This is a genomic window from Streptomyces sp. NPDC045695, assembly GCF_056432025.1.
This window is the reverse complement of the sequence record NZ_JBWKJU010000030.1, coordinates 21311-33619: the sequence shown is the minus strand read 5'-3', so window position 1 is coordinate 33619 and position 12309 is coordinate 21311. Positions and strand designations below refer to the sequence as shown.

The window sequence follows — 12309 nt, the reverse complement described above, 5'->3', positions numbered from 1 at the left end:
TGCGATGCCCCAGGACAGTGGCCGCGGTCGTGACGCGTGGGCCGTGGGCGCGGCGTACGAGCCGTACATCGGGCGGTGGAGCCGAGCGGTGGCGGCCGAGTTCGTGGGCCGCCTCGGCGCCTCCCCGGGCGAGCGCTGGCTGGACGTCGGCTGCGGCACGGGCGCGGTCTCGCGGGCGGCGCTGGACGGGGGCGGCGCGGGTGAGGTGGTCGGCGTGGACTCCTCGGAGGGGTTCGTCCGCCACGCCCGCCGCCTCGTGTCCGCTCCCCGCGCGCATTTCGTCGTCGGCGACGCCATGGCCCTGCCGGTCCCCGAGGCCGTGGCCGGTGCGGTCGTCAGCGGGCTGACGCTGAATTTCGTACCCGATCCGGCGCGCGCGGTGGCCGAGATGGTCCGGGCCGCGCGACCGGGCTCGGTCGTGGGCGCCTACGTATGGGACTACGCCGAGGGCATGCAGCTCATCCGCCGCTTCTGGGAGGCGGCCGCAGCGCTCGACGAGCGGGCGGGCGATCTGGACGAGGGGACGCGCTTCCCGCTGTGCCGGCCGGGCCCGCTGCGCGCGCTGTTCTCCGGTGCGGGCCTGAGCGCCGTGGACGTGACGGCAATCGACGTGCCGACCCGCTTCCGGGACTTCGACGACTACTGGACTCCGTTCCTGGGCGGCCAGGGGCCCGCCCCCGGTTACGCCACCGCCTTGCCCGAGGACCGCAGGGCCCGGCTGCGCGAGCGGCTGCGCTCCTCGCTCCCCGCTGCCGACGACGGCTCGATCCCTCTCACCGCCCGGGCGTGGATGGTCCTGGGCCGGTCCCCGGTCAGGCCCTGACCAGGGAACGAGGGCTGCGAGCGGCCTCGTCGCACCTTTCGAAAACCTCCACATCGTGTGCGTGACCCGGCCCGCCCGTCCTCACGGTTCACCGGTGGACCGGGCCGAGCCCACTCGGATGTGCCGGTTTTGCCCCCGTATGCTCCCTGCGCGGGGCGGAGGGCCCGTATCTGTTACCCGATCTCGCGGAGACGTTGTCACCATTCGGTGAAAGTTGCTGCACACCCGTCGCCCCGGGTACGCCTTTCTTCATGAGGGAGCGTCAGCCGAATTGGCCCGGCGGCCCGTTCGCGTGCTTTCATCAGCCCCGCTGCGGCAGTCCGGAGAACGGCCCTTGAGCTCGGGGACGTTGGACCGCCGCAGGAATGGAATCCCCCCACTCCCCCCCCCCCCAACGAATGAAGGGTGCGCATCATGCGTGACAACCTTGAGACCCGCGAGATCGCCGACACCGAGCTGGACGGCGTCTCCGGCGGCCTCGTGAGCATCTCCGGCGGCCTCGCCGGCGCCGCGACCAGCGACGTCTCCAGCGTCCTGGGTGTCGTCGGCTCCCTGCACACCGTCCAGGCCGCCCAGGGCCTCGTCGGCTCCGTCCCGGGCCTGGCCTCGGGCATCACCGGCGTTTCGGTCACCTCCGGCACCGGTATTGCCGGTCTCTGAGCGGTATTTCCCCGTGAACCCCTGGGCTTTTCCGGCTCCGGGGTTCACGGGGATCCCCCGCCCGGGCGAAACACGTACAGCGAACGATTGCAGTTGAAGGAATAGTCCGTGGAGTTCCGCAAAAAGGCTCTTTCCAAGCTGCAATCCCCTGAAGAACTCGATGTGCCCGTACGCTTCGCACGCCCGCAGGGGCGCCTCGCGCTGGCCGTCACGGTCGCCGTCATGGCCGCCGCGAGCTTCTGGGGCGTCACGGGCACGGTGTCCTCCAAGCTGAGCGCGCCCGGCATCCTCACCCACGCCGAGGGCAGTTACCTGCTGCAGAGTCCGGTCGCCGGGCAGGTGACCGACGTCCTCGTCGAGGAGGGCCGGGCGGTGTCCGCCGGCGCTCCCCTGCTCACCGTCCGTACGGACCAGGGCGACCGGCCCGTGCGCGCCGTGACCGGCGGCAGGGTGACCATGCTGTTCGCCAGGACGGGCGCGGTCATCACGACCGGCGCGAACGTGGCGACCGTGGAACGCACCGCGAACCCGGACGACCCCCTGGTGGCCGTGCTGTACGTGCCGGGCGCGGGCGCGTCGGCGATCCGGGTCGGCGCCCGGGTCGACCTCGGCGTCGAGTCCGCCCCGCGGAACCGGTTCGGTGTGCTGCGCGGCCGCGTCCAGGCGGTGGGCCGTGCGCCCCAGACGCAGGCACAGATCGGCAGCTTCCTCGGCGACGACGCCCTCGCCGCGCGGTTCTCCCGGCCGGGCAACCCCGTCGCGGTGCTCGTGACGCTGGAGCGCTCCGCGACCACCCGGTCCGGCTACGCCTGGTCCTCCGCGGACGGGCCCCCGTACGCCGTCGACTCCCGCACGCCGGTCACCGGCTCCGTCCACCTCTCCGCGCAACGCCCCGTCGACTGGCTGCTCCCATGACCGTGCCCCAGGAAACCGCCCGGCCCCAGGGGCGGTCCAAGCCGTCGCCGCGCAGGCTCCCGCCCTCCGGGGGCCGGCGCCGCGCCGCCGCCCCCGCGCCCCGGGGCAGGAGGCCGCGTACCGTACGCACCCCCACCGTGCTGCAGATGGAGGCGGTGGAGTGCGGCGCCGCGGCGCTGGCGATGGTGCTCGGCCACTACGCCCGCTTCGTGCCCCTGGAGGAGCTGCGGATCGCCTGCGGCGTCTCGCGCGACGGTTCGCGGGCGAGCAACCTCCTGAAGGCGGCGCGTGGTTACGGGCTCCAGGCCAAGGGCATGCAGATGGACCTGGCCGCGCTCGCCGAGGTGAGCGCCCCGGCCATCTTGTTCTGGGAGTTCAACCACTACGTCGTCTACGACGGCATGGGGCGCCGCTTCGGCCGCAGGGGCGTGTACGTCAACGACCCGGGCAAGGGACGCCGGTTCGTCCCCATGGACGAGTTCGACTCCAGCTTCACCGGCATCGTGCTCACCTTCGAGCCCGGCGCCGGCTTTCGCCGCAGCGGCCGCAAACCGGGCGTCCTCGGCTCCATACCGTCCCGCCTGCGCGGCACTTCGGGCACCATGGCCGCTGCCGTGGTCTCCAGCCTCCTGCTGGTGGCCGTCGGCGTGAGCGTGCCCGCCCTGAGCCGTACGTACATCGACATGTTCCTCATCGCGGGACAGACGTCGCTCCTCGGCGTGCTCTTCGCGGCGATGGCGACCGCCCTGGTGCTCACGGCCACGCTCACCGCCGTGCAACAGGCCAATCTGCTGCGCGGGCGCGTGATCTCCTCCACCCTGGGCAGTGCCCGCTTCCTGCGCCACCTGCTCAGGCTTCCCGTCGGCTTCTACGCCCAGCGCAACCCGGCCGACCTGGTCCAGCGGCTGCGGTCCAACGACTCGGTCGCCGAGACCCTCGCCCGCGACCTGTCCGCGGCGGGCGTGGACGCCGTGGTGGTGGTGCTCTACGCCGTGCTGCTGTGGACCTACGATCCGCAGCTGACCGTCGTCGGGGTGCTGATCGCGCTGCTCAACGTGGTGGCGATGCGGATCGCGGTCCAGGTGCGCGCCACCGGCACCCGCAAGCTGCGCGCCGAGAGCGCCCGGCTGACGAACACCTCGTACAGCGGCCTCCAGCTCATCGAGACGATGAAGGCCACCGGGGGCGAGAACGGTTTCTTCCGTCGCTGGGCCGGACAGCACGCGGTCACGCTCGACGTGCAGCAGCGGCTCGGCGTGCCCAGCGCGTGGCTGGCGATCGTCGCGCCCACCCTGGCCGCGCTCAACAGCGCGCTGATCCTGATGATCGGGGGCCTGCGGGCGGTGGAGGGGCACCTCACCGTCGGACTGCTCGTCGCCTTCCAGGCCCTGGTGACCAGCTTCACCGCGCCGATCACCCGGCTGAACGGCGTCGCCGGACGGATCCAGGACTTCGCGGCCGACGTCGCCCGGCTCAAGGACGTCGAGAACTTCCCGGCCGACCCCGTCCACACCCGGCGCGAGCCCGCCCCGGGCACCCGTCGCCTCACCGGCCACGTCGAGCTCGACGGCGTCACCTTCGGCTACAGCCCGCTGGACGCCCCGCTGCTCAAGGACTTCTCGCTGTCGGTCGGCCCCGGGCAGCAGGTCGCGCTGGTGGGCGGCTCCGGCAGCGGCAAGTCCACGGTCTCCCGGCTCATCGCCGGCCTGTACGCCCCCTGGGAGGGGGCCATCCGCATCGACGGGATGCGGCTGGAGGACATCCCGCGGGGAGCGCTGGCCGCCTCCGTCTCCTTCGTCGACCAGGACGTCTTCCTCTTCGAGGGCACCGTCCGCGACAACGTGGCGCTGTGGGACCCGTCCGTCCCGGACGAGGCGGTCGTCGCCGCGCTGGAGGACGCCGCCGTCCTCGACGTGGTCTCCCGGCGGCCCGGCGGCATCCACAGCCGCGTCGAACAGGACGGCAGGAACTTCTCCGGCGGGCAGCGCCAGCGCCTGGAGATCGCGCGGGCCCTGGTGCGGCGCCCCAGTGTCATGGTGCTCGACGAGGTGACCAGTGCCCTGGACGCGGTGACGGAGCGGGTCGTCATCGACAACCTGCGGCGGCGCGGCTGCGCCTGCGTGGTCATCGCCCACCGGCTCAGCACCGTCCGCGACAGCGACGAGATCCTCGTGCTCGACCGCGGCACGGTCGTGGAACGCGGGCGGCACGAGCACCTGGTGGCCGCGCGGGGCCCGTACGCCGAACTGGTCAAGGAGCACTGAGGTGGGCACGGAGACGAACGCGGACCCCGTCGTGGCGGCTCTGGGCGCGCTGGGCTCGCCGGTGGACTGCACGGGCCTGCGCAGCCTGAACCTGGAGGGGCCGTCCGTGCTGTGGCTCGTCGTGCGGGGCGGGCTGGACCTGTTCGCCGTCGACGCCGCGCAGCTGGGGCCCTGGCACTTCCTGGGCCGGCTGGAGGCGGGCGCCCTGCTGCTGGGTCCCGCCGAGGGCCCCGCGCACACGGTGCTGGCCCGGCCCTCGCGGGAGTGCCTGCTGCGCCGCATCGAGCTGCGGGAGCTCGCGTACCAGGGGCAGGCGGGACAGGGGCAGGAAGGGCAGTGGTACGAGGGGCAGTGGTACGCGGCCCAGTCGTACGAGGCGCAGTGGTACGAGGCGCAGCCGTACGCGGCCCAGGGGTACCTGAGCCCCCTGGAGGCCGCCTTCGCGCGCGGGATCGGCCGCGGGCTGCGGGTGCTGTACGAAGCCCCGATGGACGGACCGGACGGACCGGCCGAGCCCGGGGACGGCGGGGCCGACGACGACATCGAGTGGATGCGGATCACGCCGGGCAGCGTGCTCCACGGCGCCGCCTACGAGGCGCAGGCGGCCGGCACCCTGCTCGTCGACCCTGCGCTGTGGCAGGGCATGGTCGAGCAGCAGTACCGGCTGCGGTACGCCCTGGACCGCTGGATCGAGCAGCGCGAGCGCGCCCACGAGGACCGTACGGCGGCGGGTATCGCGGCCGGCCGGGCCGCCCGTACCGAGGCGGACCGTACGCTCCTGGCCTCGATCGACCGCTCCGGCCGGGCCGCCCGCCGTCACGCGAGCGTCGACGCGACCCTGGCCGTGTGCCGCCTGGTCGCCGCCGAGGGGCACATCACGCTCTCCGCACCGGCCGAGTCGGGGACCGGCTCCGAGCGGACGGACCCCGTCGAGCGCATCGCGCTCGCGTCCGGGATCCGCACCCGCGTCGTGGGACTCGGCGGGCGCTGGTGGCGGGAGGACAGCGGTCCCCTGGTGGGCAGGCGCGTGAAGGACGGGGCGCCGGTCGCCCTGCTCTGGCGGCGCGGCGGCTACGTGGCCGTCGACCCCGCGACCGGCGGGCGCGAGCGCGTCGCCGCGTCCGGCGCGTGCGGTGCGGCCGCCTTCGAACCGCGCGCCGTCATGTTCTACCGCCCTTTGCCCGCCGGGAGGACGGGCCTCCTGTCGCTGCTGCGCTTCAGCGTGCGCGGCACCCGTAGGGAACTGCGCGGCCTGGTCCTGGGCGGGCTGGTGGCGGTGGTCCTGGGGGCGCTGGTGCCCGTGGCGACCGGCAAGGTGCTCGGACAGTACGTCCCGGAGGCCGAGACCGGGCTGATCGTGCAGACCGCGGTAGCACTCATCGCGACCAGCGTGGTCAGCGCCGCCTTCATGCTCGTCCAGAACGTCTCCATCCTGCGCATGGAGGGCCGTATCGAGGCCACGCTGCAGCCCGCGGTGTGGGACCGGTTGCTGAGGCTGCCCACGACGTTCTTCGCGGGCCGCTCGACGGGCGAACTGGCCGGTGCGGCCATGGGCATCAGTTCCGTCCGCCGCATGCTGTCCGGCGTCGGCGCGGTCTGCGTCCAGGCCGGCACGGTCGGCACGATGAACCTGGCGCTGCTGCTCCTCTACAGCGTGCCGCTGGCGCTGGCCGCGGTCGCCATGCTGCTGGTCATCGCGGCGGCCTTCCTGGGGCTGGGACTGTGGCAACTGCGCTACCAGCGCCGGCTGGTCAAGCTCAACAACCGTCTCGACAACCAGGCCTACCAGACCCTGCGCGGGCTGCCCAAACTGCGCGTCGCCGCGGCCGAGAGCTTCGCCTACGCGGCCTGGGCGCGGGAGTTCGCCCGGACGCGCGAGCTGCAGCAGCGCGCGGGCCGGATCCAGAACGTCATCGCCGTGCTCAACGCGGTCTGGCTGCCGCTGTGCACCCTGGTGATGTTCATGCTGCTGGCCGGACCGGCCCGCGGCACCATGTCCGCGGGTGAGTTCCTGACCTTCAGCACGGCCGTGACGCTGCTGCTGTCCTCGGTCACGCAGGTGACCGGCGCGCTCCTGTCGGCGGCGGCCGTGCTGCCCGTGTTCGAGGAGGTCGCGCCGATCCTGAGGGCGGCGCCCGAGGGGAGCGCCGCCGCTGTTCCCCCGGGTGTGCTGGGCGGGGCCGTCGAGGCCCGGCAGCTGTCCTACCGCTACACCGAGGGCGGCCCGCTGGTGCTCGACGGCGTCGACTTCCGTGTGCGGCAAGGGGAGTTCGTCGCGATCGTCGGGGCCAGCGGCTGCGGGAAGTCGACTCTGCTGCGGCTGCTCATCGGCTTCGACAAACCGTCGGCGGGCAGTGTGCTGTACGACGGCCAGGACTTGGCGGCGCTCGACCAGGGAGCCGTGCGACGACAGTGCGGCGTCGTCCTACAGAACGCCCAGCCCTTCACCGGCTCCGTCCTCGACTGCATCCGCGGCGCCGAGGCCTACTCACCGGAGGAGGCGTGGGAGGCCGCCGCGATGGCGGGCCTGGCCGAGGACATCAAGGCCATGCCCATGGGCATGCACACCATGCTGACCGACGGCGGGGGCACCATCTCGGGCGGCCAGCGCCAGCGGCTGATGATCGCCCAGGCCCTCATCCGCCGGCCCCGCATCCTGTTCTTCGACGAGGCCACCAGCGCGCTGGACAACGAGGCCCAGCGCGTGGTCATCGAGTCCACGCGCGCGCTGCGCGCGACCCGCATCGTGATCGCCCACCGGCTGTCCACGATCATGGGCGCCGACCGTGTCATCGCCATGGCGGACGGGCGGATCGTCCAACAGGGACCGCCCGCCGAGCTGCTCGCCGACACGGGCGGCCTGTTCCACGAGCTGGTCCGCCGCCAGCTGCGGTGACGGGGCCGCGGGCTTCAGGGCGTGGATGCGGCGGGTCAGCGGAGCGTGGGGGCGGCGCCGCCCTCGGGCTCCCACCGCACCTCGCCCGTGCCGAGGGCGACCGTGGCGCGGGGAGTCATCGGCTCCTCGCCGCGACGCGCGAGTACGACGAGCCGGTCGACCTGCGCCCGCGCACTGCCCAGCCGTACGGCGCATTCCGCCGCCAGGCGGTGCGGATCCCGGGTCCGCCCGAGGGAGAGGTGCGGCGTGAAGCGGGCGGAGCGGCCCCGGCAGAGGGGGAAGCGCTCCACCAGCGCGCGCCGGAGCCCGTCCCAGGGGGCCAGGCCGAGGGCGGCGGGATCCAGCCACACGGTCGCGTAGTCGCGGTGCCGGAAGCTGTGCACCCCGCTGAGCCGGACGCCGAACGGCGCGCACTCGGCCGCCGCGGCGGCCAGCAACGGGGCGGCCGCCTCGAAGTCCGGCTCCGGGACGAAGCCGAAGAGCAGGTTCACATGGGGTGGCCACCGCCGGACCTGCGGATCGTGCTGCTCGCGGATGCCCTGGATGGCCGGCCACAGCTCGGCCGGAGGGAGCCACGCCACGGCGGTCCGCGGCGTGCTCCCGACCGCGAAGACCCCCAGATTCAACTACCGGGCTCGGGACGAGTGGTACCGGGAAGGCAGGTCACCTTCGGGTTGTAGGTCGCGAACGCTCCCAGGGGGTTGTGCTTCCACAGCCACAGGTGCAGGGCGTAGTGGACCGGCTGGCCGGGGAAGTGGCCGCGCAGCGGGCCCGTGAAGGGGACGCCGAACATCGTGGGGCGGTCGTCGTCCGTGGCCGGGTTCTGGTCCCGGTCGTAGACCAGCCACTCGACACCGACGAGGCGTTTGCCGCCGCTCGGGTCGTCCTCGTAGTACAGCGCCGCGGGCACGGCCGGGTCGACGGAGTTGTCGTGGGCGTGGTTGAAGTGCGGGTAGCCGAGCGCCCCCGGTCCCGTGCGGTCGGCGACGCAGTACTTGTCCGGCACGTAACCGGCGCGCACGGCGTTCGCGTGATGCTGGTAGCCGGCGGTCGCCCGGTACGTGAGGGCGCGGTCGGCGGCGGCTCTGCCGGGGTCCGTGTCGGCCGGAGGGGAAACGGCGGCGGGAGCGGCGAGGGGCGCCACGGCGAGCGAGGCCGCTGTGGTGAGCGCCAGGGTGAGGCTTCGGAGCATGCGCGGACTCCTTGGGGCGGGCTGGCTGGACGAGCTCCATGTCCCCGGAACTCCGGGCTCGCCACACCGCCGGACCGGACGGCTGACCGCTGATCGGCTGACCGCCGATCGACGCACCGCCGCGGCCCGGCGGGAGCGAGCGCCCCGTCCCCCCGGGGAGCGGCACCACTCCAACGAGACGCCGGCCGTTTCGCGGCCGGCCCCTGCAGGGAACCGCTCTGTCGCGCAGAGAACGAGAGCGAGTGTCACGGAGGGCAGGGAGCATGGCTTACGAGACGTCGCCGCCCGCGGGTGGCGGAACCCTTGACGAGATCGTGGCGGCCGTGTCCGCCGGGGCGCCGGAATACCGGGCGTGTCCCCATGCCTACTACGCCGCTCTGCGCGAGCGGGCGCCGGTCTGCCTGCTGAAGCCCGCGCACGGGATCGACACCTACCTGATCACCCGGTACGACGACGCCCGTGACGCCCTGGCGGACCCGCGCTTCAGCAAGGACATGCACGGAGCCCTGGACACCTACCACGCGGTGTACGGCAGCGTCTTCGACGCGCTGGACGACAACGTGCTCTTCTCCGACCCGCCGCGGCACACCCGGTTGCGGCGCAGTCTGCGCAGCGCCTTCACACCGGGCCGGGTGGAGAAGATGAGGCCGCGGATCACCGAGATCGCCGAGGGCCTCCTCGACGGGTGCAGGGGCAGCGACCCAGTCGACCTGATGTCGTCGTTCGCGTTCCCCCTGCCCATCGCGGTGCTCTGCGAACTGATCGGCGTCCCCGAGAGCGACCGGGCCGAGATCACGCAGCAGTTCGCGGTCGTGGCGCGGTCGCGGTTCGATCCCCGGCTGCGGCCCGAGCTGGAGGCGGCCGAGGAGTGGCTGCGCAACCGGTTCGCGCGGCTCATCTCGTCCACGCGCGAGCACCCGTCGGACTGCTTCCTGAGCGACCTCGTCCGGGCCGAGGAGGGGCTGGACGACACGGAGCTCCTGTCGTCCCTGTGGGTCATCTTCTTCGCCGGCCACAAGACCACCGCGTTCCAGATCGGCAACTCCGTCCTCAATCTGCTGCTGCGTCCCGAGCTGATGGACAGGCTCCGCGAGGACCCGCTGCTGATCCCGCAGGCGGTCGAGGAGAACGTGCGCTTCGAGGGGTCGGTGGAGTCGTCGACCTTCCGGTACGCCGCCGAGGACGCCGAGATCGGCGGCACGCTCATCCCCAAGGGGTCCCTCGTACAGATCGCCCTTTCCTCGGCGAACCGGGATCCCGAGAAGTTCGACCGCCCCGAGGACCTGGACGTGACGCGCGAGGGGCTCCAGGGGTCGCACCTCGGCTTCGGGTTCGGTACGCACTACTGCCTGGGCGCGCCGCTCGCGCGGCTGGAACTCGACGTCGCGCTCGGCGCCCTGCTGCGCGGATTCCCCGACATGACGCTGTACGACGCGCAGGAGAGCAGGAGCGCGTGGCTCAAGGGCCCCATGCCCGCGTTCCGGGGCCTCCAGCAGCTTCGGATCGTCCTGGAGCCCTCCGGGTCCGGCACGCCGGCGCCCCTGGCCGCGGTGGCGGCCTCCCCGGTCTCCGGGAAGTGATCCGGTCCCGACGGGCGGACGAAGAACAACGAACGAACGGCGGACCGTATGCACGACTCAGCGAGCACCTCCGAGCTGCACCTCCCGGGAAGGCCGGCGGACGGACCGGTCTCCGAGGCGGGCCAGGGCGAACGGCTCTCCGGCGCGCACGCCGTCCCGTCGAAGATCGACATGCACCATCACTTCTGCGCGCCCGAGTGGCGCGAGTGGGCCGAGCGCCACGGACTGATCAAGCCGGAGCAGCTGCCCCCGTGGGCCCGGTTCGACGCGGAGGCCTCCGTCGGCTTCATGGACCGCGCGGGCATCGCGACGGCCGTCCTCAAGCCCATGCTGCCGGCGCGCTACCACTCGTCCGCGCAGCTGCGTGAGGCGATCAACATCACGCTCCTGTCGATGCTGGACGTGGCGAACTCGCATCCCGGACGGTTCTCGTTCTACGTGCCGCTCTTCCTGGACGACCCCGACGCGTCGTCCTGGGCCATCCGCCGGGGGCTCGGCCAGTTCGGGGCGGTCGGGGTCAACGTGACGGCCAACTACGACGGCGTCTACCTCGGGGATCCCGTCTACGACCGCGTCTTCCACGAACTGGACGACTGCGGCGCCGTGGTGGACACCCATCCGCACAACCTGCCGGGCTGCCCGCCCGGCGCGGCCAGCGTTCCGGGGATTCCGAACTTCATGTGCGACTTCCTCCTGGACACCACCCGGGCCGCCGTGAACATGATCAGCAAGAGGACGCTGGACCGCTTCCCGAACCTCTCGGTGATCCTTCCGCACGCCGGCGGATTCCTGCCGTACATCGCGACGCGCATGGAGGCCCTCGGACGGTTCTGCGACCCGCCCGTCGACCCCGCGGCCGTCCGCGACGACCTGCGGCGCTTCTACTACGACACCGCGGGGCCCATGGCGCCCGCGGCGACCCTCCTCGCCCATGTGCCCGCCGATCACATCCTCTTCGGCACCGACTGGCCCGCGGCCCCGGCCGACACCGTCCTGGACCTGGCGCTCCCCGCCCTCGACGCGGACCCCGCCTTCACCTCGGACCAACTGCCGGGCATCTACCGCGACAACGCGCTGCACCTGATCCCCCAGTTGGCCATGGTCTGACAGCGGGCCATGGCCTGACCCGGCTCGCGTGAACATCGCCGTACAGCTGGTCCTCAGGCCCGACCTCAGCGCGCCAAGGACGGCGGCGTACGGCTCACCGTGCGGCCCAGCGCCGCCGCGGCCCGGGCGAACCGCGCCGCGTCCAGGACGGCCGCACCTCCGGGGTCGTTGTTGAAGTACGCGTACACGTCGTCGGCGTCCGCCCAGGCTCCGGCGACCCGTCCGGCCCAGGACGCCAGGGCCTGCCGGCCGTAGCGGGGCGGGGGCGCGGCGGTCCCGGCGTGGAAGCGCACGTAGCCCCAGGACGCGGTGCGCCACAGCGGGGTCACCGGGCGTGATCCCCGGTCCGCCCAGCACAGCGCGCTGCCGTGGCGTTCGAGCACCGCCCGCAGCTCGCGTTCGGCCTCCCACCACGAGCCGTGCCGCAGCTCGACGGCCACCCGGACCGTGGCCGGGAAGCACCTCAGGCACGCGTCCAGCGCGCCGACGTCCTCGCGGAACTGCGGCGGCAGCTGGAGCAGGACCGGCCCCATCCGGTCACCGAGCCCCTCGGCACGCTCCAGGAGCCGGTGCACCGGCTCGCCGGGGTCGCGCAGGCGCTTCATGTGGGTCAGGTAACGGCTGGCCTTGACCGCCATGACGAAGCCCTCGGGGGTCCGCTGCCGCCACAACTCGAAGACCTCCTTGGACGGAAGCCGGTAGAAGGCGTTGTTGTTCTCGACGGTGGCGAATCGCCGGGCGTACTCCTCCAGCCACAGCCGCTGCGGCAGGCCGGTCGGATAGAGCCCGCCGCGCCAGTCCTCGTACTGCCACCCGGAGGTTCCGACGAGCATGGGCATGCCCCGCCCCTACCCGCGGGGCAGGGACGTATC

General features: G+C 73.0%; 10 protein-coding genes. 7 read left to right on the top strand and 3 right to left on the bottom strand.

All coding sequences use genetic code 11. The annotated features are described in order from the left end of the window. Positions 1-4 precede the first annotated feature (4 nt). The 5 genes from AC07DU_RS31760 (at position 5) to AC07DU_RS31740 (ending at position 7558) form a co-directional block, all read left to right on the top strand. On the top strand, positions 5-823 hold the full coding sequence (locus AC07DU_RS31760) for a class I SAM-dependent methyltransferase (RefSeq protein ID WP_479115235.1): 819 nt from the start codon (positions 5-7) through the stop codon (positions 821-823). Positions 824-1237: 414 nt separating this feature from the next. Further along, positions 1238-1483 carry a hypothetical protein gene (locus AC07DU_RS31755; RefSeq protein ID WP_360893601.1) on the top strand — a complete coding sequence of 82 codons (246 nt, stop codon included), beginning with the start codon at positions 1238-1240 and terminating at the stop codon, positions 1481-1483. A 108-nt stretch (positions 1484-1591) separates the two neighbouring features. Then, the gene (locus AC07DU_RS31750; RefSeq protein ID WP_479115233.1) at positions 1592-2398 is read left to right on the top strand and encodes a biotin/lipoyl-containing protein; all 807 of its coding nucleotides are present in this window, start codon (positions 1592-1594) and stop codon (positions 2396-2398) included. Continuing rightward, positions 2395-4662 carry an NHLP family bacteriocin export ABC transporter peptidase/permease/ATPase subunit gene (locus AC07DU_RS31745; protein WP_453373119.1) on the top strand — a complete coding sequence of 756 codons (2268 nt, stop codon included), beginning with the start codon at positions 2395-2397 and terminating at the stop codon, positions 4660-4662. The genes AC07DU_RS31750 and AC07DU_RS31745 overlap by 4 nt, the downstream gene beginning before the upstream one ends. Position 4663: 1 nt before the next feature. After that, the gene (locus tag AC07DU_RS31740) at positions 4664-7558 is read left to right on the top strand and encodes an NHLP bacteriocin export ABC transporter permease/ATPase subunit (RefSeq protein ID WP_479115231.1); all 2895 of its coding nucleotides are present in this window, start codon (positions 4664-4666) and stop codon (positions 7556-7558) included. Between the two features lie 35 nt (positions 7559-7593). Here the strand turns inward: AC07DU_RS31740 and AC07DU_RS31735 are convergent, their stop codons facing one another. Continuing rightward, positions 7594-8139 (bottom strand): 2'-5' RNA ligase family protein, encoded by a 546-nt coding sequence (locus AC07DU_RS31735; RefSeq protein ID WP_453373117.1) that lies wholly within the window; start codon positions 8137-8139, stop codon positions 7594-7596. 41 nt (positions 8140-8180) lie between these two features. Then, entirely contained in the window at positions 8181-8750 is a 570-nt protein-coding gene (locus tag AC07DU_RS31730; protein WP_479115228.1) for a hypothetical protein, read from the bottom strand. 263 nt (positions 8751-9013) lie between these two features. On the opposite strand from AC07DU_RS31730, the gene AC07DU_RS31725 reads away from it, so the two are divergent. Next, positions 9014-10330 carry a cytochrome P450 family protein gene (locus AC07DU_RS31725; RefSeq protein ID WP_479115226.1) on the top strand — a complete coding sequence of 439 codons (1317 nt, stop codon included), beginning with the start codon at positions 9014-9016 and terminating at the stop codon, positions 10328-10330. A 48-nt stretch (positions 10331-10378) separates the two neighbouring features. Beyond that, positions 10379-11437: an amidohydrolase family protein gene (locus AC07DU_RS31720; protein WP_479115224.1), complete on the top strand. Its 1059-nt coding sequence runs from the start codon at positions 10379-10381 to the stop codon at positions 11435-11437. Positions 11438-11502: 65 nt separating this feature from the next. Here the strand turns inward: AC07DU_RS31720 and AC07DU_RS31715 are convergent, their stop codons facing one another. After that, entirely contained in the window at positions 11503-12276 is a 774-nt protein-coding gene (locus tag AC07DU_RS31715; protein WP_479115222.1) for a DUF72 domain-containing protein, read from the bottom strand. Positions 12277-12309: the final 33 nt, after the last annotated feature.